Here is a 21,547-nt window from a genome sequence, read left to right as displayed (position 1 = left end):
AGTAGAATCGTTCCATAACGATTTCACAATTTGTCTAACGGGCGGAAATTATTGAGAATTCTGCATGTAACGATTGCAACTGCTTCGCCCCGGAGTTCATCGGCGTATTTCTCCGGATATTTTATTGCATCACCGGCGCCGACCAGCCCATATTGTCTGTATTTTTCAATTAACTGGGTAAGCGCGGCGCGAGGCCACGAACTCATTCCGGTAAACTCTAGCGCCAAGTCGCCGAGGAGTCGGTCGATGTGTGCTTGGCGGTATTGGCGTTCCGCAGACAGAACTATAAACGGCCTTGTAACGCCCGGGTTTGTCAGCAAAGCACGGACCGTAGAAACATGGTCTGCCAGCCCGTCAATCACTACAACGAACGGCCGCGCTATCTGAGTGAAACAGACCGCAGCATTGTCGATATCAAGATCGCCTCTGCTATTCAGAAAGAGAACGGTTTGCCCCTCTTGCACGAAGTCGTATGCAACTCGCCGCAAACAAGTGGTCTTTCCGGAACCGGCCTCTGAGAGTACGCAGATCGCTCGACGGCGGGAGTTTGGATCGTCGAGAAATTGGCGTACTCGACGGCTCAAGCTTGACTCGTCCACGGTGGAAATATCCAGGGCGGATTCGAGATCATGCCAAGATGGAGGCGACCGTCAAAGAATGGTGTGGGGTTGCTATCTGGCACAGGTGCGACGGGGCGCACGAGGTAAAAATCGGTGAAAAAGGCAACCTGTTCGAGTTGCGTCGGAGGAGTACTGAATATAGACGTAGTCGACGGAATGAGTAGCTCTTGGACGGTCGGCGGCGATCCTAATTTCTCACCAAGCCACCCAAGAAATTCACTTAAGGTGGCTTTAACTAAAAGAAGTCCGTGACGATGGCAGTCACTTTCCGTGACTGCATCAGGGAAAGGTTCGACCAATATGGAAGGGCCGCGATTTTTTCGAGGCGAAACCTCAGTACGGCCGCCCAGATAATATTCTAAATCAGACTCATTCAGGCCTGTTTCAGAAATTATGAAAGGGTCACTTGCCAGCAATTTTGACAATACATGCATCCATGGATTTAGACCCCGAGTCACCCTACCATATTCCGCAACGGAGAATACATAGCCCTTGTCTTCCTCGCGAACAAATCCGTGCAAATGGATAATGGGCAACTGCGACCGATTAGCAGGGGATTGATAAGCTGTGCCGTAGTTGAGTGATTCAATCTTTTGCCGTGGCCTTTGATGTGATTGGTACGCAGCCTCAAGCGCGTCATCAATATTGAAAGTAAATGCGCTCTTCCAGACGAAATTAGCAATCCTTTTTACCGTTTCACCTGGCCTGCATCCGATATATCTCTCGGTGAGGTGCGATTTTGCTTCAGCTTTGCTCAACTCTTGCGAGCGTTGTGCCGGGTTTTGCGCCCTTAAGAGCGCATAAATTCTGAGTCAATTCGGTCACACCAGTTATCGGCTTCTTGTCACGGTCAAAGCTATCAAGGGAGATGCCGCTGCCCAGCAGTAAGTTATTGGCCTGCGAAAAGGCTAGCCTTGACCTCCTCCAGTTGCGACTCAGTAAGCATCGAAATTCCTTTTTTTCGTCTTGCAGTGTGGTTCAACGTCTGGCAAATGTGCGGTCCACAATATTACACAGCTACGTCGTCCAGTACGAGTACGCAAACTATCCGCGCGAGCCGGCCGAGGTGCCGTTCGCGCGCGCCCAGGGCGATGCAATGAGGCGGCCTATTGACGCGGCGACGTCCTGGAAACGCGCTGGCCGGTGATGACAACTGGGCAGGATTCTGCGCCAAGCCGTCAAAACTGGGCGACGTGATCTGCCAGAAAAAACCAAACCTCCCTACGCGCCGCCAGCCGTTCGATGGTGCTTGCCTTTGTTGAAGCGCTTCGACAGAACAATGAAGGCGCGTCATGGCCAAATCTCTATGTACCGATAGCGGTCACAATACTGCCGCGCTGGATATCGCCGCAATCCGCATCGACCAGTTACATGCCCTGACCAGCCTGTCGCGACTTGAGGCCATGGCCGAAGAGTTTGCTGGTCTGTCGCTGCCGGGACAGGCTTAGATCTTTGGCCTGTTCGAGGACGGCCTTGTCGACGTGAGCGCAGGGTTAGCTCACGATCTCTAGTCGCATATTCGGGATGCCGTAGTGACCTGAAGCCGACCGTTCTGATCGGATTTTTGTTGATAGCATCACAAGAATGCTACGCATACCTGAATTAATGCTCGATAAATATTTCGTTTAGGTGCGAGCGGGAAGAATTCGGCATCACGTCAACAAACCGCAGCACGTCACCTGTTTTCAGAGCTGTCCGATATGGCTGTCGGCCTGCCCTGCGGGGTAATGCCTTGCCGCGTCAGCGGCCAGTTTTCGCGCAATGCATCGGAGCAACTTAACCAGGACAGGAGACTTTTAAATGCCGGAACAGCAGATAAACGAATTGACGTACCTGTTTGCAACTATTGGCGCTCGTACCGGGCGCGGCCGATACGCGGGCCGGGTAATGACCAGCGCCGAGCATGAAGGCAAGGCATTCGCTCGCGTCGGAGATATCGTCGCGTATGACGACGGCAGTCAAACCACCATTATCGACGGCGCGGCTTACGCCGCCACATGGGAGGGTAAGCCGCTTGCGTTGATCGGTTCGCGCCTGAGTAACGGCGAAACGACTCCCCAGCCTGTTCAATCCCGGATACGCGCCGCCTGCCGCTGAGCCTGCCGATGCGAGACGCGACACCCATGCGTAAGGCGCTCGTCGTGCAAGGCAGCCCCACGACGACAGGTGGCGTTGTAACCGGCGGGTCTGCCACTCACATGACGGACCACGGCAGGCCATTCGCGCTCAACGGCGACGAAGCAACGTGCGGCAACTGCAAGGGTGCATTCAGGATATGCGGTACGGCTACACGCAGATGTTACAGAGGAAAGCCCGGTGTCATCGAAGGCGATCTGGTGCTGTGTCCCTGCGGACAGAATCGCGTGATGGCTAGTCCCAATCCCGGTTGCTTCTACTGGACCGACGAAAGCACGGCGGGCGTAAGCAGCGGGGCGGCTGCCGCAATCGCGTCACCGGTAGTAGATGCGATATACGACGAACAGGCCTGCGTCGCTGCTGCGGGCATGACGCTCGAAGGTTATCCGCATCTGATCGAGACGTCAGACGGCCAGATGCGCGCGGGACGCCTCGATGCGGATGGACTGCTACCTCGTATTCACACCGGCGAGAGTTGCGGCGACTACACGGTGTATTGGGGCGATGAAGCCCTTGCAAAACAGGAAGACTGAATGATGCCGAACAGAAAGACACTAGTCAGGACCAACTCAACGCCTAACTCCATCAAAGAAGTGCAGTTGAACGCTGTTACTTTTGCCGCGTTGTGGTTGGCATATCCCCACTCCGATCCGTGCACGGACCCGTCCACAGGAAAGCCAGCTTTTGAGGATGAGTGTGCCATTCGCTTCGGCACATGTCTCGCTAGTGTGGGAATCACCAATAAGTCGTTCAAAGGCGAGAAGTGCTGGTTTCACGGTCACCCACCAAGTCACATGCTTCGGGCCAGGGAAGTGGCGGAATGGCTTCAGCGTCGCCCTTTCGCAGGTTGCCCTGTTCCAGTACCAATTACAGGCACAGGCTGGCAAGATAGGGTGAAGGGGAAAACGGGAGTTATCTTCTTTGGGAGTTACTGGCGACGCAACTTGAAGGACAAAGATCCGACTGGCGATCACATTGACTTGTGGAACGTAGATCGCCTTACGCCGAGTTCCGAAACGACTCTTCGGTTCACGTTCGGTATAAACAAGGTGTGGAATCCGCTATCCGTTTTAGGCGTCGGTCCGGAAAACCTATACTCCAATCTTGCTGACTCGAAATCGATCCTATTCTGGGAAATCAAATGAAGAAGGCGTTGGTTTTCGCGCTCTTGTTCGTCATTGGCGCCCTAGGGGGCGGCCTTGCGGGGCTTTATATAGCCCTACCGTCACAAACCCTCGAATGCGGAGACGAGTGCGGTACGCGAGCGCTGGTGTTTGCCTTGCGTTGTGGCTTAGTTTTCGGCCTTCTGCTTGCAGTCGTTGGCGGTGTAATAACGAAGATGTACCGTGCAAGGCAGTCCGGCAGGCAGTGGTAAATTGCCGGTCCGAATAAGCTGCATAAGCGATGCCGTGCAATCGCTGCGGAGCTAATTAAGGCGGTCACGCCTCCGCCAGATCTCTGTACACATCCACGGGCCGCAAGGCCCGTTTTTGTTTGTACTCGCCCCGCACACTACACGCGCGCCGGCGCCTGGCTTCAACCTTGAAGCCGTACGAACTTGCGGAGCAGGTGTGCGATTGCCTGTACGCGCCATAAAGACAGCACGACGACAAACAACGCCTCCACCCGGCGTCACACACTAACCGCGTCGAGCTTCTCGCGTGCGTCGGCGCAACGCCGGTTCAGATCGCGATGCATCAACTGGCTGTCGAGCAGCGTAGACACATCGGTCAAGCCGTAATCAAAGCGCAAAACGTATTCGATGTCCGTGTAATCGTGATAGGCGCCGCTGTCGGCCAGCTTCCGCGCTTCGGCGAAAGCCGCATGTTGCCGCTCGCCGTTCATCAAATCTCTTATCGCCATGATTGCCGCTCCGAGGAACAGTGATCCCATCATAGCAATGCAAATTCAAAGGCGAGGTCGCGTGCGCGCAACACCTGGTGTTTTCCGGTAGAAGCGCTTCGTGCACCGTGAATGGGTATACGCACCGGACGCGGGAACCGGGAGTGCGCTCTTTGCGCCGTCTTTGTTGCGCCGCTCGCTTTGCGGCGCTCACTTTGCGGCGTCTTTGTTGTGCCGTCTTTGTTGTGCCGTCTTTGTTGTGCCGCCTTTGTTGCGCCGTCATTGTTGTGCTGCCTTCGTTGCGCCGTCTTTATCGCGCAGTCCCCATCGCGCCGTCGTTAGACGACAGCCACCGGCGCCTTCGTCCCGTGCCATCTGACGACCAGAATGCGGCCGACGTAGCACAGCGATCCCGCGACGCCCACCACAATGCCCATGCCTTTCGGCGAGCCATCCTGCCACAGTCCGACCGCGAGGCTCGACAGCGCGCCGAGCGCCAGTTGCACCGCGCCGAACACCGCGGCCGCCGCGCCGGCATTCATCGGATAGCGATGCATCAGATCGGTCGTGCAATTGGCCGCCAGCAAACCGACCACGCCAACGACAAAGAACAGGCCGGCTACGATCGACCACAGCCCGCCCCAACCGGTCAACGAGACAAGACAGACGAACAACGACGCAATACAGCTCACGGTCGCGGCGAACGAAATGATCGGCAACGACCCAAGCCGGCCAACAAGCCGCGTATTGATGAAGTTGCCCAGCATGATCCCGACTATGTTCAGCGCAAACAGAAAACCATAATGCTGCGCCGACACGTGAAAGTACTGGATATAGACGAACGGCGTCGCCGTGATATACGCGAACATCGACGCGAATGCCATGCCGCCGCACAGCATATGCCCCCAGGCCACTGGATCGCGTAACAGCCGGCCGTATGCAGCGAACGATTTGAGTAGCGCCGAATGTGCACGCTTTTCGCGCGGCCAGGTTTCAGGCACTTTGAGAAACGCGGTTATCGCGCACACGATGCCGAACAGCGTCAACGCAACAAAGACGACACGCCAGCCGCCAAGCAGCAGCAACTGTCCGCCGATCAGCGGCGCGAGCAATGGTCCGATAGACGTGACGATGGCGAGCATCGACAGCACGCGCGCAGCGTCGGTCGGACCGTGCGCGTCGCGGGCAATGGCGCGAGCGAGCACGGATGCCGCGCCCGCGCCGAGCGCCTGCACGAAGCGGAACGTGACCAGCGTGCCGATCGAGAACGACAGCGTGCACGCAATGCTCGCCAGCGCATACATCATGATGCCGCCCAGCAGCACAGGCCGGCGGCCATACGTATCCGACAGCGGCCCATAGAGCAACATGCCGATCGAGAAGCCGAACATGAAACTGGTCAGCGTGGTTTGAGCGGCGCCGGTTCCGATCGCAAACGCCTGCGCGATGGTCGGCAGGCTCGGCAAATACATGTCGATGGAAATCGGCCCGCATGCGGCAAGCGCACCGAGCAACAGAATCAGCCGGCCATCTGGCCGGCGTCCGGTGACGTGAGACATGGGAATCCAGGTGAAGCGCGCGTTCTCGGAAAACCGGCGCGCGGTGGTACGAAAAGACTGCGGTTGGCTGCTTCGATTGTACGCGACGGTTAAGGCATCGACCTCTCCTGCGGCGGGCACGAGCGGCAGCGTGAGGCCGTTGCAGGCTTGCAGGGCAAGCGCGCCGCTGATCGGTTAAGCTGCCGCGTGAACCGTTCAGGCCATTCGGCGTCGCGCGAAGAAGCCAGTGGCGCGCCTCCCTCATACCTTCTGTGCAACGTTGCGATGACTGCCTTCCTGCTGATCTGGAGCCCCAAGAAATGGCCGTGGCCCGAGCTGCCCGACGTGGCCAAACGCGTTGCGGCGGGCGTCGCCGTAGCCGACGTGTGGGGTTGCGGATTCGCGCGCGGCATTCTGCCCGGCGACCGCGTGTTTTTGCATCGTGTCGCCACGGAGCCGAAGGGCATCTTCGGCTCGGGCTACGTGACGCGCGCGCCGTATGAGGTCCCGGACCCGGCGACGAAGCGCGGTTACCGCCTGTGCATCGACTTCGTGTACGACTGGCTCGTCGATGCGCATGAACACGTGGTGATTCCTCGCGACATGTTGCGCGTGCATCCATTTTCGGTGCAGACCTGGGACGCGCAGAGCTCGGGCACGGTGATCAAACCGATCGCGGAAGGCGCGCTTGAAAAACGCTGGACCGAACTCACGGGCAAACGCAAGCCGCCCCAACTGGACGCGCCGGTTGACCCGGCACGCTCCACCAAAACGGCTGCACACGCGGCACAATCGCCCACCGGCACCGCGCCTGTGGAGTCCTCCATCAGCAGGCCCGCAAGGAAGCGCGCGCCCCGGCGCTGAGAATGCGCCTGAAAGGCCACGTCCCTCCGCAAAACCTGTTCACACCGACTCCGGTACAATTTCTCTCACCCATCCCGGCGTCGCGCGAACTGCCCGCAGGCAAGCCGCGCCGCTGCGCAACCCAATTCCAGGCATCGTCATGTCCAACAATCAAACCCTCTTCGACCGCGCGCAACGCACCATTCCTGGCGGCGTTAATTCGCCGGTCCGCGCATTCCGCTCGGTCGGCGGCACGCCGCGTTTCATCGAACGCGCACAGGGTCCTTATTTCTGGGACGCCGACGGCCAGCGCTATATCGACTACATCGGCTCCTGGGGGCCCATGATTCTCGGGCATGTGCACCCGGAAGTTCTGGAAGCGGTGCAGCGCGTGCTGGCCAACGGCTTCTCGTTCGGCGCGCCCACCGAGTCGGAAATCGAAATCGCCGAGGAAATCTGCAAGCTCGTGCCGTCGATCGAACAGGTGCGCATGGTGTCGAGCGGCACCGAAGCGACCATGAGCGCGCTGCGTCTCGCGCGCGGCTTCACGAACCGCAGCCACATCGTCAAGTTCGAGGGCTGCTACCACGGCCATGCCGACAGCCTGCTCGTCAAGGCCGGCTCGGGCCTGCTGACGTTCGGCAATCCGACATCGGCGGGCGTGCCGGTCGACATCGCAAAGCACACCACGGTTCTGGAATACAACAACGTCGCCGCGCTCGAGGAGGCGTTCAAGGCCTTCGGCAACGAAATCGCCTCGGTGATCGTCGAGCCGGTGGCGGGCAACATGAATCTGGTGCGCGCCACGCCCGAGTTTCTGCAGGCGTTGCGACGCCTGTGCACCGAATACGGCTCCGTGCTGATCTTCGACGAAGTAATGTGCGGTTTCCGCGTGGCGCTTGGCGGCGCGCAAGAGGTCTACGGCATCTCGCCGGATCTGACGTGTCTTGGCAAAGTGATCGGCGGCGGCATGCCGGCGGCTGCCTTCGGCGGACGGCGCGACATCATGGCTCACCTCGCGCCGCTCGGCGGCGTCTACCAGGCGGGCACGTTGTCCGGCAATCCGATCGCGGTCGCCGCAGGCCTGAAGACGCTGCAATTAATCCAGGCGCCGGGCTTTTACGAAACACTCGCCGCGCGCACTGCACGTCTTGTGAAAGGTCTCGCCCAGGTCGCTCGCGAAGCCGATGTACCGTTCGCGGCCGACTCGCTCGGCGGCATGTTCGGCCTGTACTTTACCGAGTCGACTCCTACGAGCTTCGCCGAAGTGACCAGGAGCGACGTGCCGCGCTTTAACGCGTTCTTCCACAAGATGCTCGACGCGGGCGTCTACTTCGCGCCGTCAGCGTATGAAGCGGGCTTTGTTTCGATTGCCCACGACGACGCGATCGTCGACGCGACTGTCGATGCCGCGCGTGGCGCCTTCGCGTCGCTGAGCGCCTGAGCGCCTGAGCGTCCAGCGAAACCGCCGTCACCCTGCCACCGGACCCTATCCAGACACCGATGTTCTCGCAAACCGATTTCGTCCATATGGAACGCGCGCTTGCATTGGCCAAGCGCGGCATGTACACGACCGACCCGAATCCGCGCGTGGGTTGCGTGCTCGTCAAAAACGGCGAAGTGATCGGCGAAGGCTTCACGCAGCCGGCCGGCCAGGACCATGCTGAAATCCGCGCGATGAAAGACGCGCGTTCGCGCGGTCACGATCTGCGCGGCGCCACCGCTTATGTGACGCTCGAACCGTGCAGCCACTTCGGCCGCACGCCGCCGTGCGCGAACGCGCTGATCGAAGCGCAAGTCGCGCGCGTGGTGGCCGCGATGGAAGACCCCAATCCGCAGGTGTCCGGACGCGGTCTCGCGGTGCTGCGCGACGCCGGCATCGAAGTACGCTGCGGGCTGCTCGCCAACGAGGCGCATGAACTGAACATCGGTTTCGTGTCACGCATGACACGTGGCCGGCCGTGGGTGCGCATGAAAGTTGCAGCCTCGCTCGATGGCCGCACCGGCTTGCCTTCCGGCATCAGCCAGTGGATCACCGGCGAGGCCGCCCGCGCCGACGGCCATGCGTGGCGCGCCCGCGCGTCGGCGGTTCTGACCGGCATCGGCACCGTCAGGGAAGACGATCCGCGCATGACGGTGCGCTCTGTCGACACGCCGCGCCAGCGGCAACGCGTGTTGATCGACAGTCAGTTGGAAGTCTCGCCACAGGCGCAGATTCTGGCCGGGGCACCCACGCTGATTTTCTGCGGCAATCTCGATCAACGGCATAGCGACCGTGCGCAAGCGCTGCGCGAGCGCGGCGCCGAGATCGTCCAGCTGGCCAACGCGGCCGGCAAGGTGGATCTTCCGGCGATGCTGAAAGTGCTGGGCGAGCGCCAGGTGAACGAACTGCATGTGGAGGCCGGCTACAAGCTGAACGGCTCGCTGCTGCGCGAAGGTTGCGTGGACGAACTGCTCGTCTATCTCGCGCCGAGCCTGCTCGGCATCGACTCGATGAGCATGTTCAACCTGAGCGCGCCCGAAACACTTGAAGGACGCGTCAAGCTCGCATTCCATAACGTCGAGCGGATCGGCGAAGATTTGCGGATTCTCGCGCGCCTTGTGCCAGCGGGCCTAACCGCAGCTGGAACCGACGCCACGTCCCAACCCGTTTCGTTTTGATCGAGGATTAGTACGATGTTCACAGGAATCGTCGCGGCAGTGGGCCGCATCGAGTCAGTCAAGGCTCTCGGCACGAACGGCGACGCGGGCGTGCGCCTGAACGTGCAAGCCGGCGGCCTCGATCTCGCCGACGTGCAACTCGGCGACAGCATCACCATTCAGGGCGCCTGCATGACCGTGGTCGCGAAGACCGACTATTCGTTCGAAGTGGACGTGTCGCGTGAAAGCCTGAATTGCACAGCGGGCCTTGGCGAAGTGGGCGAAGTCAACCTGGAAAAGGCACTGCGCGCGCACGACCGGCTGGGCGGCCATATCGTGTCAGGTCACGTGGACGGCCTGGGCACGGTCACCCATTTCGCGCCGGTCGGCGAATCGCACGAACTACGCGTGCTGGCGCCGCGCGAGATTGGCCGCTATCTGGCGTACAAGGGCTCTATCACTGTCAACGGTGTGAGTCTGACCGTCAACTCGGTTAAAGATCGCGACGACGGTTGCGAGTTCTCGATCAATCTGATTCCGCACACGGTGGAAGTGACCGCGCTCAAGCATCTGCGCGAAGGCACGCCGGTGAATCTGGAAATCGATCTGATTGCGCGATATGTGGAGCGGATGCTCAGCGCGTCTCAGGACGGCTATAAGTCGTTGAAGTAATTATATTTTTTGAAAATCAGCGTCTACGGTCGTCTCGCTAAAACCAGCTAAATCTACGGCTTCGTGACGGTATACTTGACGGTATACCGTCGTTTTCCGCGCCAAGTATACCGTCACGCCTCTGCAAAAACGCCTCCCCGAGACACCCAAACCGGCTGTCTGCCGCGCCAGCATTAGGATTGGCGGCGATCCCGGAGGGGAAGCAGAGCTGAGAAAAGTCGCGACTTTTTGCCGGTTTTCTACGTATGCCGCTCCCCATTCAAAACTGCAGGTCAAGCACCACATCAGCTACCCGCCAGGCCACAGGCCGCACCATACCCATATGGATTACCGAGTCAGTTACGAGCACAGCCTGAAAAACGATCCCGACGTGTTCATCGTTCAGGTTCCATCGCAGCTCGTAGGAGGGATTCCTGGCAACATTCCCCGCGCGCTCCTGCCCGAGTACATCGCAGAACTTATCCTGAGCCGGTCGCCGACCATCGGAAAAATCCGAAACCTTCGGGTTCTCTGAACGCCACGCGCCTCCAGCGGAATGCTGGTGAATGCGAAATGCACGTCTGACTCAAGCCGGCCACTTCGGGACATTCGGCACTCGCGCGTAATTCGCCGACAATTCCTGTAGTAATTTGGTCATGAGCGCACTTGACAAAGGGCGTCAAGTGCGCTCATACTTCAAAAGTTCCCCTATAGGTTGTTGTTTATACCTTCGAGGATCATGAGGCAGTTCCATAGTGACTGGGTGGTGACACACGCCCAGAGCAGCAACCAAAACGTCGGAAAGCAACACGTTCAGAGCTATTCGCCCCGCCAGATTCAGAGCAAAGACTACGCAGCGTTGAATGCCAACGCCAACATCAAGCTGAATCTCAACACGGAGCAAAATATGCAAAAAGTTCGCAAGCAAAAGACACCGCTGCTCAAGGCACTGATTCCCGCAATCGCGGTCAGCGCCGCTGCCTGATGATCTTCAATTCCCCAAAAGCCCGCCTAGTGCGGGCTTTTTTGTTGTTGACGCCCTGAGTCGCGGAGTGCCCGGGATAAGCAAGCAGCCCAAGGCCCGACAAAGGAAAGTGAGCAGACCGGGATTCCCAATCTGTCGCGAGCATGCCAGCATGGTTCCCAGTGCAGCCGTTCCGGGTTTCGCCCGTCGCGTTTTTCATGGTCGCTTGCCATGAGTGCATGGATGGAGATTATCCATTGCCGGTGACAAGCCAGCTCGAACGGCTGCTATGTAGACATCTGAGTGGCCGCAAAGGGTCTGATACGACCGATCGCGTCAGACGGTAGTCGGCCGATACTGTTGAAAAAGTCGCTGGTCGTTCTATTTCATGAGGTTTTCAGGGGTCCTCTTACCCTTGGGCGGCATGTGCGAGCGGCTTATACGCCGATCTGAGAGGTCAATATTCGCGCAGAACAACTGCTAAAACCTCGCCCCAGGCTACATTGAATCTGAACTGCGCACTTGGATATTTCGAAACTCGATACCATCGAACTGGCAAAAACTCGTTTGTCTAAAAATAGTTCAGTTCAAGAACTTCGGAGAAATCGATCTTCCCCTGTTAGCAACGCCATTTTTCCGACAAGTGACTGAAGACCAGTCATTCGATTTCGTCTTTGTCTTTGGTGGTTATTGCGTGACATTCACCATTCCTCCACCCCCAAATTTTCTATTTATTAAAAACAACGCCCTGAGGTCCGGATCCAATATTTTGCGGATAGAGAAAGTTCATCATGGGTATGTTCCCGAGGTGGGCGAGACACTAACTGAGATGATCGCCGCGCTGCACAGCAAGCATCAACAAAAGTAAAACTCCAGAGAGTTATCGGAATATGGCGGCCGCAATAGAGAAAATTTACGGAGGGAAGAATGAAAAATGACGATATGATGAGAAACCGATATTTCGCCTCAAAAATGGGCGACTTGACCAGCTATGCCGGAATGGTCGGAGATGAGTTCTCAGCAAAAGTGAACCGGCTTGCGCAGCTTATCGGTGATTCGCACGAGCCGAGCGTCGGCAGATACAAGGAATCATTGCTGCGGCACTGTATCGAACAGTTTATCCCTAAGAGATACAGTGTAGGAACCGGATCCATCGCCTTCACTCAAGAAAGCCATTTAAATGACGAAAACAGTGAAAACGTTGATTTATGGAACCTAAAGGAACACTATGTCTCGCAACAATTAGATATCGTCATTTTTGACGATCACAATTTCCCTCCAATTTTTCGTGATGCGGAATTCGTTGTTGTAAGACCCGAGTCAGTCAGGGCTGTTGTCGAGGTAAAAGGGTATCTGACCAAAAAAGTCGTGATAGAAACCGTAGATGGTTTTCTTGACCTCGCAAGAAAATGGCACCTATACAGCGAATATACCGAGCGTTGGGGAAGAAAAAAGCTGCACTCTCCGTGCATGCAGCTGATGGGGTGGGATGTTTACGTAGATAAAGCGGGCGCTGCACAATGCGATGGAGAGACTCTGCGGAGAACAATTGTTGACACATATAGAAAGCGACTAACGACAAAGGAGCGCAAAGAGCGCCCGTTCCCACTTTTGAGCGGCGCCTACATTTACGATGATTGCATCGTAAATCAGTGCGGGTATTCAACGCCAACAGTCCATGGACATGGTTACTCTACCGATAGAGGGCGTTTCATTCGATACGACGAGGATCGTCAGCCGTTTCTGGATCGTGACGCAACGATATCATCTCTCCTCGCCTCTATATATGTCCACCTAGAGACGCCCTTCAATCCTGATTTTGTGTATCCTGATCAAAGCATGACAAGAAGCGTCCTACCAAACCAACATTCCGGGATTACTGATTTAATTTCCGGGAATGACATTGACTTTCTTTGTTAGTTGGTTAGTCGAGAGCATCAAGTAGTGTCAAAGTTAGCAAAGCGCCACGGCTCGCATGACTATTGAGTCGAACCTGAACAATCCGGAAGTCCTTGTGTGGTGAGGCTTTACGGCCGAAATGGTGTTGTGGGAATTGCAGGGACCTGGCATATTGGTACGGGAATCCTGCAATTTCTGACGAGGTGCGGATGGGTCCCAAGACACCTGTGACGGAAGGAGATTTCTTCCGGCAACCGCTGCGTGAACAGATCAACCTGAAGCATCCGCTGGTACGCCTGACGGACCTGATCAACTGGGAACGGCTGGGCGCGTCGATGAGCGAGAGCTTCGTGTCCGGCAAGGGCCGCCCGGCAACATCACCGCGCCTGATTGCGGGTCTGCTCTACCTGCAACATGCCTTCGACCTGTCTGACGAAGAGGTTGTGTGGCAATGGGTTGAGAACCCGTATTGGCAGGTGTTCACGGGCGAGACTTACCTGCAGACGCAGCCACCAATCGACCCATCGAGCCTGACGCGCTGGCGCAAGCGGCTGGGTGAAGCCGGCGTTGAAGAGTTGCTGGCAGAGACGATTGAAGCAGCGAAGCGCGCCGGCGTGATCAAGGCCTCGAGCGTAAAACGCGTAATCGTCGACACGACGGTCATGGAGAAGGCGATTGCGTATCCGACCGATTCACGCCTGCTCGAACGATGTCGCGAACACCTGGTGAAGGCCGCTGCGAGACACGGCCTGAAGCTGCGGCAGAACTACAATCGCGAGGCGCCACGGCTGGCAAGCCAGATCAGTCGTTACGCGCATGCGAAGCAATACAAGCGGATGAGAAAGACACTGCGCACGTTGCGCTCGCGTGTGGGTCGGATGATGCGCGACGTCGAGCGGCAAGTCGACGCGGTGGCCGATTGCAGCCGCGCGGCATTGCAGGAACTGATTGGCCGCACGAAGCGGATTCTGTCGCAGAAGCTGAAGGACAAGAACAAGCTGTATGCGCTGCACGCGCCGGAAGTCGAGTGTCTGGCCAAGGGCAAGGCGCGCATACCGTACGAATTCGGCGTGAAAGTGTCGATCACGACGACTCACAAGGAAGGGCTCGTGGTGGGGATGCGTTCAATGCCGGGCAACCCATACGACGGCCACACGCTGGCTGAGGCGCTGGAGCAGGCCGCGATCCTCAGCGACGTTACGCCAGAGGTCGCCATCGTGGACCGTGGTTACAAGGGCGTTGCGCTTGATGGCGTGAAGATCTATCACCCCGGCCTGCGGCGCGGCATCACATGCGGACTACGCGCGATGATCAAACGGCGAAGTGCGATCGAGCCTGCCATCGGTCACATGAAGAGCGATGGCAGGCTCGGGCGCAACTGGTTGAAGGGTGCGCTGGGCGATGCACTGCACGCCGTGCTGTGCGGCGCTGGCCACAACCTGCGGATGATCCTCAGGAAGCTACGGCTTCTTTATGCCTTCGTTCTTGCTGTTTTGTTCAGAATGGCCACCGACGCGATGGTGTGACCGCCGGAACTCAAGACGAATTGTTCAGGGCCGACTATTGATAAAATACGTTATCAATACGCCGTGCGCCGCTATTAATACCATCAACTTTGACGATTACCATTCATAGAATAGAATTATTTTTAATCCATTCAATTGCGCACGGCACGGAAGAAAAAGGAAAATCCGTGTCAACGAGAATGACTCCAGCACATCACCAGCCGTCGCGCGCGCTCACCGCCGCCGAGTTCCATCAGTTGTCGAACGTGCCGCCCGAGGCCGAATGGTTCGCCAACCTCGACAATCCCCGCACGCGCCGCGCGTACCAGACCGATCTACGCGACTTCATGGGCTTTGTGGGTATCGCGCAGCCGGACGAATTCCGCACCGTCACCCGCGCGCATGTACTCGCTTGGCGCAAACGCCTGGAGACCCGTCAACTGTCCGGCGCGACGATCCGGCGCAAGCTTGCCGCGCTGTCGTCGCTGTTCGACCACCTGTGCGAACACAACACGGTTTTGCTGAATCCCGTCGCCGGCGTGAAAAGGCCCCGGGGCAACAGTAACGAAGGCAAGACACCTGCACTCGGCGACCATCAGGCCCGTGCGCTGCTCGACGCGCCCGACCCGGCCACGCTGAAGGGCAAACGCGACCGCGCCATGCTCGCCGTGCTGCTGTACCACGGCCTGCGTCGCGAAGAATTATGTTTGCTGAAAGTGCGGGACATCCACGACCGGCGCGGCGTGCCGCACCTGCGCGTGCGCGGCAAGGGCAACAAGTTGCGCTACCTGCCGCTGCATCCGGCGAGCGCCGAACGCATTCACGCCTACATCGAAGTCGCCGGACACGGCACTATGACGGATGCGCCGCTATTCCAGCCGGTGCGCAAGACCGGCGCGTCAATCACGGCCGATGGCGTCTATAAATGCGTACTCGCCTATGCGCAGCAGGCAAAGATCGCCGTCGACGGATTCGGCGTGCACGGCCTGCGCGCAACCGCCGCCACCAACGCGCTCGAACACGAAGCCGACATTGCCAAGGTACAGGAATGGCTCGGCCACGCGAACATTGCGACCACCCGCCTCTATGACAGGCGCAAGAGCCGTCCCCAGGACTCGCCGACCTTCAAGGTGGCCTATTAGCGAGCAAATCACAGCTTCGCCAACGTATTTGATCCCGGCAGCGTCCTTATGGCCATTGTCACATGTCGACCCGTTTCAGCCCCTCAGTTCGTTTCTGTGAATCACTGCCGCGCTCGAAAGCGGCCGTTCTACCCACGCCGGGCGTCGGACGTAACGGCAGGGCGCCGGTTCGTATTCGCTCCCGTCCATGGTCGCCCAGGACTATCTGTAGGCATTGGACCAGCCGGTTGTCGATGCGTCCGCGACTTCTGGCGGCTTGTTGGCGCACACGAGGTGTTAGGAAAGCCGATCGCCAGACTTACGTCTCACCGCGAAGAAGTTTCACAAGCAAGGGCGCTATTTCGTTTAGCCGCGTTACGTAGTCCGGGTGGCCACCTTTGATTGCATTGACTGGCATCTCACGACTCCGGGCGTCGCGGGGGTCCTGTACGATGCCTAGTCCTCCAGCAGCTTTGATCGCGCGGAGTCCTGCCGTACCGTCGTGAAGGCCCCCCGAAAGGACGATCCCGATCGCACGCGGTCCGAAGTTCCGTGCGACAGACTCAAAGAGCTTGTCCACCGAGGGCCGTACGAAGAGCACCTCAGGACCGCAATCCAGTCCTATGTGGCCAGACAGGCGCACTGTCATGTGGCGGTCGGGCGGAGCAATAAGGAGGCGTCCACTTTGCAGGACATCGCCATCGCCGCCGTACGCCACCACAAGGGCTGTAGACCGGCCGACGAGTTCTGCCAGCAGCCGGGGGCTAGAAGGCGCGGTATGCAAAACTGCCAGCAGGACCGCGGGAAAATCTCGCGGCAGTGGTTGAACTAGCTTGCACAACGCTTCCAGACCGCCGAGTGAACCTCCGATTGTCACGATGGCACGCACAGTCATGCTCCGCTTGTGTAGGCGGCTACGGCGCCGCAACTTACAGGCCTGATGCACGCCGTCGGTCAGAGCGGCAATCGAATCTGATCCCTGCAGACAGTGCTTGAAAGCGAAGCTGGCCCGTCCGACGCACCGTGGGTCGCTGTTTCCTTCGACAAATGGCGACTCGTCGCTCGTCAACAGTCGTTCGCGATCCAAATACGAAGGGCCGTAGATGGCCGGCCGAACCCGGTCCGACATTAGAACGGCCGGCGTGGTCGGCCATTGATCGGCCGCGTCGGGCAGCAGTCGACCCACAACTGCCGGTCGCGCTGTCTGGGGTTCAACGGCGGTTAACTGAGTGGTCCGGTCATCCAAGCCAGCTCGCCGGGGGCAGCGGTTCGGCCAATCCGGACATTCGCACTTCTCGAGCCTATTCCGGAACGTGGGGACATGGAGCCTCGCGAATAGCCCTTATCGATCCGTTGCTTCGATAAGGGCGCCGGCGCGACGCAGCTTTTTCTAAGCGCAAATCCGACGCAACGCAGGGATACGATCGGGGTTGCCGGTGACCCGGGTCGATGTGCGCGTCTCAACTCCGGAATTTCTGAACCGGCGCCTCGTTCGTCCGCGCATCGGGCGTCCGGTTCGGCACAGGACGCTGAATGGTCAGCCGATTTGACAGCCAACTGAGTTTCCGGCCTACGAAATCCGGAGTACGGCTCATGCGACTCAGGCGATCACACAAGCTCGATACAGCTTGCTTCGTCGAACTTTGCCTGGGCGACCGGTTTGTCGTTTCACGATTGTGGGCGGCCAGCGTCAAATGCAGCGCACACGACCACACATGGCAGAATTCAACGCCGGGTTGGCAGAATCCACTGCAAGCTTTTGCGCGTCGCAAAGGTGTTAAGGCAGTAGCCTGTAGTTCAGCGTGGCGCCTCGGCCGCGCAAGAACAGGAAGCGTTTGCCATGTCACCATCGCAAGCCATTGTTGCATCGATTCACCGATATCCCGTCAAGTCAATGATGGGTGAGGAACTCAACTCAGTCGCGATTACCACGCGCGGAGTGGCGGGCGATCGCGCCTACTCGCTCATCGATGTCGAGACCAATAAGCTCGTCAATGCGAAGCATCCCCAAAAGTGGCCGGAGATGTTTGCCTACCGTGCCTGCTACACGTCGCCCCCGGTTTCGCCGGAGCATGTGCCGCCGGTGTACATCGCGTTGCCCAATGGCGATGTGATCGAATCCACATCCGGCGATGCGGAGCAAACGTTGTCCGCAGCGCTGCGCAAACGCGTGCGTCTTGTGCGTCCCGATGAATCGAACAAGGGGTTCGAAGGCTTTGTGCCTACTGTCGAGGGCGTGTCCGATCGCGACTTCGTTTTCGACAAGATCTCCCCGCCAGGAACGTTTTTCGACATCGGGCTAATCCATATCCTGACGACGTCGACCATCGACGCCTTGCGAAAAACGGTGCCGCACAGCCGCATCGAAAGCCGTCGCTTTCGCCCTAACCTCGTCATCCGTACCGATGGCGCGGAAGGTTTCGTCGAGAACACATGGGTGGGTCGAACGTTGCGCATAGGCCAGGTGGTGCTGCAGGTGAAACAGCCGACGCAACGATGTGTGATGACGACGCTTGCCCAGGGAGACTTGCCCAAGGACATGTCTGTCCTGAAGGCGATCTATCGGCATAACGCGGGCACCATCGGCGTGTACGCGGAGCCGGTGCAGATCGGCACGGTGCGAGTCAACGACGCGGTCGAGTTGAATTGAATAACTGTGCACAAGCTTGACGCGCTGTACCGCCACGTCAGTCGTAACGTCTGTTGTCCCTATGCCGCGGACTACATCGAAGGATATCGATGCCGCGGTAATTCACGAGGTCCACACAATGAAGACCTGGCAGTGCGTCGTTTGCGGATTCATTTGTAAACAAGCCGAGGGTATCCCTGAGGATGGCATAGCATCCGGCACGCCGTGGGAGGATGTCCCCCCGACTGGGCCTGTCCAGAGTGTGCTGTGAGCAAAGCCGAGTTCGTAATGGTCGAGCTCGCTTGAAACATGTGAGAGGCTTTGATGGATCTGCTTATGTTTGGCCTTGTCGCGATAGGATTCGGCGCTTATTCCACTTACCTTCTGGCGACGAGTCTGCCGGACAAGGTCCTTGATGCTGCTGCGAAACACTGTCGGTTCGCCGGCGTTGGCGGCGACACCGTTCACGAAGAAGATATGGAACTGGCGATCAATCGGTTATCTGAAGGAAAGGGCAGTCGCTTGCCTCCATGCCCGGCTAGACGAGACATCTAGTGCGCCACTTTTCGCGCAGGAAGCTCAATTGAAAAACATCGCGGCCAGGTGTGGCAGAGATCCGCTTGTGGTCGATAAACTCCTATCCGCGCCGCCAGGAAGCGGACATTGCCGAACGGCCTCAACTGCGAGGAGCGAAGGTCCGGTTTGGCCGATGACGGAGCATTCATCTTCGACAATCGGATGGCCGGTTCCGAGGCGAAGCCGACGCCTGAACGTCCGACCGACGACGCATGTGAACGGCGGGTTGTGGCCGCGCCCGGTCCGATGCGCACAAAGAGGTACACGTCTCATAACTCCTCGTGCCGGACCGGAGGAGGGAGAGACTCAAGCAGTCTCAAAAGCCTTGCTTGCTGTTGTGAAGTCAGTCCTGGTGTAGGGCTCACCTGCTGAACGCGCCCGCGCCAGTAAGTCAGACCGAGCAATGAATCCGCACCATGCGCCGACAGGATCCGTTCGAGATGAGCAATCCGCGTCCTCGGCAGTTCACACCGTGTATCGGTTCTCCGATTCTCCAGGGCCTACAGCGATTCGCTTAGGAATTCTTTCCGTCCGTGGAGGATTTAAAGAGCTACTTTATCGTCAAATCCCCTCGGATTTGACGCCTTTGTGGCGGGAAGATCCGGATGACCAAGGGCCGAGTTCCGCACTGCGCGCAAGCGGCACGCAAGAGCACGCTTCGTTGGGTCCTGAAAGGGCTGCCCGACGGCTCAAAAGCTGCCGTTGACCTTGTCAGCAGTTCACAGTCCCACCGCGGGCGCTGCCCGCAAAAGCTCCCCAGCCCGTACAGGCCTTTGGTATAGGTACCCTTGTGCGAATGGCACGCCAGCTTCAAGCAGCGCCTGATGCTGTGCCTCTGTCTCGACGCCTTCAGCGATCACCTCTAAACCGAAGTGGCGGGCCACTGAGACCATTGCCCTGATGATTTCGGCGCCGCCTGTATCAATCTGGCTCGTGAACTGGCGGTCGATTTTCACGAAATCGAAAGGGAAGCGGCTAACAGCATCCAGGTTACTGTATTGCGTGCCGAAATCGTCGATCGCAAACTTGACGCCCTCCTGCTTGAGTTCACGGAAGACTGCCGTCGTCCGAACGTTGTCCTGCAGCAGGAAGCGCTCGGTCAGTTCCAGAACGAGGCAGGCTCCGGCTGGCAACCTCCTGTTCACAGCTAGAACCTCGCCGACGAATCCTTTGCGTTCGAGGTCTTGCGGTCCAACATTGACTGCGATGCGCAGCGGACTGGCCGGTGGCCGGCGGCTCATTTCCGCCACCGACGTGCGGAGCACGAACTCCGTTATGCCTGCCAGCGCGTCACTGGATTCAACGTCAGCCATGAACACGGCGGGACTGACGGCACCCCATTTAGGGTGATGCCAGCGTAGCAGCGCTTCAACGCCCACCAGGCTGCGGCTTTCAACCGCGATGATCGGCTGGTAGGCGACATGGAACTCTCCGCGCCGCAGTCCCTGACGGACCGCACTCAGTAGCAGCCGGCGGGGCGCGAACGCGAGCAGGTATGCGCAGGCAATCAGCGCCGCACACAGGACGCCGACCGCGCCACAGGCCAGCCGGTACTTCCAGTACGTGGCCGATACGGATCCGGCAGACGACGAAACCAGCACGGCGAACGGCCATACCTGCGATGCCACGCGGGTTGCAACAGCGCTCTGCGATGAGAGCGGGTGGAACCGCCGCTGATCATCGAGAACGCCCATGCCCGCCATGGAGAGTTCCGCCGTCTGTGCGCCCAGTCTGACGGCATGGGCCACCGCATCGGCGAGATAGTCGCCTTCGACGACGTACAGCACGCCAGCCCCGCTGCCAGCCGGCGTATACAGGGTGACCACGGGCACCCCGGGTTGATAGGCCGTCTCGCGGAGAAGGCCTATCGTTTCCCGGTACTTAGATGGCGCGAGATAGGCCGCCAAGGGACGGTCAATCGGCCCCAGCGCCGATGAACAATAGAGACGCCCATTGGAAACAAGTGCTATGACGCGCACATAGCTAACCTTTGTTTCCAGTTCGGCCAGACGACGCCCGACCTGCGCGCATGGCTGCCCGGCAAGCGCGGCGAGCTCGTTTCGTCGACGCGAAATAACGGTATCCAGAATGCGGTCGACCGATGCAGCGAGGTCCTGACCGACCAGCTGCTCATGCCGCTTCACTGCCCTGCCAGCCTGTTGTTCTCCGAGCAGGATCGCGAGCAGCACCACCACCGCGCCACAACCGACCGCGAAGGCAAACGACACGCGGGGCGCGAATCCGCGAAAGGCGCGCGCGCGCTCAATGAGTGGGGACATGCTGGTAACTTTGGATAGGCCTGACGGTGGAAGAACACCGCATCGCGGACCGCGAAGGCTTGCGCGGCAGAGACACCAGGGGTCAGTGTACGGCGGACACATTGGGGACCCGCCAGACGGCCCCCTTGTCCACCAGTGATGGACTGAAAACAACTACGGCTATTTCCCCGGATACCAGAACCGGAAGTACGATAGCGGAATCCGGCTGTTCGGGAAGAACTGCCAGACCCTGGATGGGCTTTGACAGTCAGTCGCTTTATCTTTCGCGAGTAAAAGTCTCGCGCAAACCTTGAGCGGTCCGGGT

Annotated in this window: 22 protein-coding genes; 16 read left to right on the top strand and 6 right to left on the bottom strand. The window is 58.7% G+C overall.

Annotated features, from left to right (window positions below):
- Positions 1 to 23: 23 nt before the first annotated feature.
- Positions 24 to 584, bottom strand: coding sequence for a P-loop NTPase (locus tag RW095_RS22905; RefSeq protein WP_317021287.1), 561 nt, complete (start codon positions 582 to 584; stop codon positions 24 to 26).
- On the bottom strand, positions 581 to 1,378 hold the full coding sequence (locus RW095_RS22900; RefSeq protein WP_317021286.1) for an SIR2 family protein: 798 nt from the start codon (positions 1,376 to 1,378) through the stop codon (positions 581 to 583). Before RW095_RS22900 ends, RW095_RS22905 begins: the two co-directional genes overlap by 4 nt.
- A 534-nt stretch (positions 1,379 to 1,912) precedes the next feature.
- On the opposite strand from RW095_RS22900, the gene RW095_RS22895 reads away from it, so the two are divergent.
- The 4 genes from RW095_RS22895 (at position 1,913) to RW095_RS22880 (ending at position 3,901) form a co-directional block, all read left to right on the top strand.
- The gene (locus RW095_RS22895) at positions 1,913 to 2,068 is read left to right on the top strand and encodes a hypothetical protein (RefSeq protein WP_317021285.1); all 156 of its coding nucleotides are present in this window, start codon (positions 1,913 to 1,915) and stop codon (positions 2,066 to 2,068) included.
- 352 nt (positions 2,069 to 2,420) lie between these two features.
- The gene (locus tag RW095_RS22890; RefSeq protein ID WP_317021284.1) at positions 2,421 to 2,717 is read left to right on the top strand and encodes a PAAR domain-containing protein; all 297 of its coding nucleotides are present in this window, start codon (positions 2,421 to 2,423) and stop codon (positions 2,715 to 2,717) included.
- An 8-nt stretch (positions 2,718 to 2,725) separates the two neighbouring features.
- Complete coding sequence (locus tag RW095_RS22885; RefSeq protein WP_317021283.1) at positions 2,726 to 3,289, top strand: PAAR domain-containing protein; 564 nt, start codon at positions 2,726 to 2,728, stop codon at positions 3,287 to 3,289.
- Positions 3,290 to 3,901, top strand: coding sequence for a T6SS effector amidase Tae4 family protein (locus RW095_RS22880; RefSeq protein ID WP_317021282.1), 612 nt, complete (start codon positions 3,290 to 3,292; stop codon positions 3,899 to 3,901).
- Between the two features lie 487 nt (positions 3,902 to 4,388).
- On the opposite strand, the gene RW095_RS22875 is transcribed toward RW095_RS22880, so the two are convergent.
- Together RW095_RS22875 and RW095_RS22870 are read right to left on the bottom strand one after the other, a co-directional pair.
- The gene (locus RW095_RS22875) at positions 4,389 to 4,619 is read right to left on the bottom strand and encodes a hypothetical protein (RefSeq protein ID WP_020069058.1); all 231 of its coding nucleotides are present in this window, start codon (positions 4,617 to 4,619) and stop codon (positions 4,389 to 4,391) included.
- Positions 4,620 to 4,936: 317 nt separating this feature from the next.
- Positions 4,937 to 6,157 carry a Bcr/CflA family multidrug efflux MFS transporter gene (locus RW095_RS22870; protein WP_317021281.1) on the bottom strand — a complete coding sequence of 407 codons (1,221 nt, stop codon included), beginning with the start codon at positions 6,155 to 6,157 and terminating at the stop codon, positions 4,937 to 4,939.
- A 264-nt stretch (positions 6,158 to 6,421) separates the two neighbouring features.
- Between RW095_RS22870 and RW095_RS22865 the strand changes: the two genes are divergently transcribed.
- The 9 genes from RW095_RS22865 to RW095_RS22825 all read left to right on the top strand — a co-directional run bounded on the left by RW095_RS22865 (position 6,422) and on the right by RW095_RS22825 (position 15,780).
- Complete coding sequence (locus RW095_RS22865) at positions 6,422 to 7,000, top strand: hypothetical protein (RefSeq protein ID WP_317021280.1); 579 nt, start codon at positions 6,422 to 6,424, stop codon at positions 6,998 to 7,000.
- A 139-nt stretch (positions 7,001 to 7,139) separates the two neighbouring features.
- Positions 7,140 to 8,423 carry a glutamate-1-semialdehyde 2,1-aminomutase gene (gene hemL, locus RW095_RS22860; protein ID WP_317021279.1) on the top strand — a complete coding sequence of 428 codons (1,284 nt, stop codon included), beginning with the start codon at positions 7,140 to 7,142 and terminating at the stop codon, positions 8,421 to 8,423.
- A gap of 59 nt (positions 8,424 to 8,482) precedes the next feature.
- Positions 8,483 to 9,640, top strand: a complete 1,158-nt coding sequence (gene ribD, locus RW095_RS22855) for a bifunctional diaminohydroxyphosphoribosylaminopyrimidine deaminase/5-amino-6-(5-phosphoribosylamino)uracil reductase RibD (RefSeq protein WP_317021278.1) — start codon at positions 8,483 to 8,485, stop codon at positions 9,638 to 9,640.
- Positions 9,641 to 9,655: 15 nt separating this feature from the next.
- Entirely contained in the window at positions 9,656 to 10,291 is a 636-nt protein-coding gene (locus RW095_RS22850; RefSeq protein WP_317021277.1) for a riboflavin synthase, read from the top strand.
- 322 nt (positions 10,292 to 10,613) lie between these two features.
- Entirely contained in the window at positions 10,614 to 10,805 is a 192-nt protein-coding gene (locus RW095_RS22845) for a hypothetical protein (RefSeq protein ID WP_317021276.1), read from the top strand.
- 204 nt (positions 10,806 to 11,009) lie between these two features.
- Positions 11,010 to 11,255, top strand: a complete 246-nt coding sequence (locus tag RW095_RS22840) for a hypothetical protein (RefSeq protein ID WP_317021275.1) — start codon at positions 11,010 to 11,012, stop codon at positions 11,253 to 11,255.
- Positions 11,256 to 12,161: 906 nt separating this feature from the next.
- Positions 12,162 to 13,154: a DUF6602 domain-containing protein gene (locus RW095_RS22835; RefSeq protein WP_317021274.1), complete on the top strand. Its 993-nt coding sequence runs from the start codon at positions 12,162 to 12,164 to the stop codon at positions 13,152 to 13,154.
- Between the two features lie 188 nt (positions 13,155 to 13,342).
- Complete coding sequence (locus tag RW095_RS22830; RefSeq protein WP_317021273.1) at positions 13,343 to 14,659, top strand: IS5 family transposase; 1,317 nt, start codon at positions 13,343 to 13,345, stop codon at positions 14,657 to 14,659.
- 167 nt (positions 14,660 to 14,826) lie between these two features.
- Positions 14,827 to 15,780: a tyrosine-type recombinase/integrase gene (locus tag RW095_RS22825; RefSeq protein ID WP_317021272.1), complete on the top strand. Its 954-nt coding sequence runs from the start codon at positions 14,827 to 14,829 to the stop codon at positions 15,778 to 15,780.
- 298 nt (positions 15,781 to 16,078) lie between these two features.
- On the opposite strand, the gene RW095_RS41560 is transcribed toward RW095_RS22825, so the two are convergent.
- The gene (locus tag RW095_RS41560) at positions 16,079 to 16,654 is read right to left on the bottom strand and encodes a chemotaxis protein CheB (protein WP_394365213.1); all 576 of its coding nucleotides are present in this window, start codon (positions 16,652 to 16,654) and stop codon (positions 16,079 to 16,081) included.
- A gap of 945 nt (positions 16,655 to 17,599) precedes the next feature.
- Between RW095_RS41560 and RW095_RS22820 the strand changes: the two genes are divergently transcribed.
- The 3 genes from RW095_RS22820 to RW095_RS22810 all read left to right on the top strand — a co-directional run bounded on the left by RW095_RS22820 (position 17,600) and on the right by RW095_RS22810 (position 18,943).
- On the top strand, positions 17,600 to 18,409 hold the full coding sequence (locus RW095_RS22820) for an MOSC domain-containing protein (protein WP_317021271.1): 810 nt from the start codon (positions 17,600 to 17,602) through the stop codon (positions 18,407 to 18,409).
- Positions 18,410 to 18,470: 61 nt separating this feature from the next.
- A complete protein-coding gene (locus RW095_RS22815; RefSeq protein ID WP_372342518.1) occupies positions 18,471 to 18,659 on the top strand; it encodes a rubredoxin in 189 nt (62 codons plus the stop codon).
- 53 nt (positions 18,660 to 18,712) lie between these two features.
- Entirely contained in the window at positions 18,713 to 18,943 is a 231-nt protein-coding gene (locus RW095_RS22810) for a hypothetical protein (protein WP_317021270.1), read from the top strand.
- A 740-nt stretch (positions 18,944 to 19,683) separates the two neighbouring features.
- On the opposite strand, the gene RW095_RS22805 is transcribed toward RW095_RS22810, so the two are convergent.
- Positions 19,684 to 21,243, bottom strand: coding sequence for an EAL domain-containing protein (locus RW095_RS22805; protein WP_317021269.1), 1,560 nt, complete (start codon positions 21,241 to 21,243; stop codon positions 19,684 to 19,686).
- Between the last annotated feature and the right edge of the window lie 304 nt (positions 21,244 to 21,547).

It is taken from the genome of Paraburkholderia kirstenboschensis, assembly GCF_032806925.1.
GTDB lineage: Bacteria > Pseudomonadota > Gammaproteobacteria > Burkholderiales > Burkholderiaceae > Paraburkholderia > Paraburkholderia kirstenboschensis.
This window is presented reverse-complemented; position numbering and strand designations above follow the sequence as displayed.

Excerpts from the sequence above, each read along its gene's own strand:
- RW095_RS22890 (WP_317021284.1), top strand. The coding sequence starts at position 2,421 with ATGCCGGAACAGCAGATAAACGAATTGACGTACCTGTTTGCAACTATT.
- RW095_RS22880 (WP_317021282.1), top strand. The coding sequence starts at position 3,290 with ATGATGCCGAACAGAAAGACACTAGTCAGGACCAACTCAACGCCTAAC.
- RW095_RS22845 (WP_317021276.1), top strand. The coding sequence starts at position 10,614 with ATGGATTACCGAGTCAGTTACGAGCACAGCCTGAAAAACGATCCCGAC.
- RW095_RS22835 (WP_317021274.1), top strand. The coding sequence starts at position 12,162 with ATGAAAAATGACGATATGATGAGAAACCGATATTTCGCCTCAAAAATG.
- RW095_RS22805 (WP_317021269.1), bottom strand. The coding sequence starts at position 21,243 with ATGTCCCCACTCATTGAGCGCGCGCGCGCCTTTCGCGGATTCGCGCCC.
- hemL (WP_317021279.1), top strand. The coding sequence starts at position 7,140 with ATGTCCAACAATCAAACCCTCTTCGACCGCGCGCAACGCACCATTCCT.
- RW095_RS22865 (WP_317021280.1), top strand. The coding sequence starts at position 6,422 with ATGACTGCCTTCCTGCTGATCTGGAGCCCCAAGAAATGGCCGTGGCCC.
- RW095_RS22870 (WP_317021281.1), bottom strand. The coding sequence starts at position 6,157 with ATGTCTCACGTCACCGGACGCCGGCCAGATGGCCGGCTGATTCTGTTG.
- RW095_RS22810 (WP_317021270.1), top strand. The coding sequence starts at position 18,713 with ATGGATCTGCTTATGTTTGGCCTTGTCGCGATAGGATTCGGCGCTTAT.
- RW095_RS22875 (WP_020069058.1), bottom strand. The coding sequence starts at position 4,619 with ATGGCGATAAGAGATTTGATGAACGGCGAGCGGCAACATGCGGCTTTC.
- ribD (WP_317021278.1), top strand. The coding sequence starts at position 8,483 with ATGTTCTCGCAAACCGATTTCGTCCATATGGAACGCGCGCTTGCATTG.
- RW095_RS22895 (WP_317021285.1), top strand. The coding sequence starts at position 1,913 with ATGGCCAAATCTCTATGTACCGATAGCGGTCACAATACTGCCGCGCTG.
- RW095_RS22830 (WP_317021273.1), top strand. The coding sequence starts at position 13,343 with ATGGGTCCCAAGACACCTGTGACGGAAGGAGATTTCTTCCGGCAACCG.
- RW095_RS22820 (WP_317021271.1), top strand. The coding sequence starts at position 17,600 with ATGTCACCATCGCAAGCCATTGTTGCATCGATTCACCGATATCCCGTC.
- RW095_RS22885 (WP_317021283.1), top strand. The coding sequence starts at position 2,726 with ATGCGAGACGCGACACCCATGCGTAAGGCGCTCGTCGTGCAAGGCAGC.
- RW095_RS22840 (WP_317021275.1), top strand. The coding sequence starts at position 11,010 with ATGAGGCAGTTCCATAGTGACTGGGTGGTGACACACGCCCAGAGCAGC.
- RW095_RS22850 (WP_317021277.1), top strand. The coding sequence starts at position 9,656 with ATGTTCACAGGAATCGTCGCGGCAGTGGGCCGCATCGAGTCAGTCAAG.
- RW095_RS41560 (WP_394365213.1), bottom strand. The coding sequence starts at position 16,654 with ATGACTGTGCGTGCCATCGTGACAATCGGAGGTTCACTCGGCGGTCTG.
- RW095_RS22815 (WP_372342518.1), top strand. The coding sequence starts at position 18,471 with ATGCCGCGGACTACATCGAAGGATATCGATGCCGCGGTAATTCACGAG.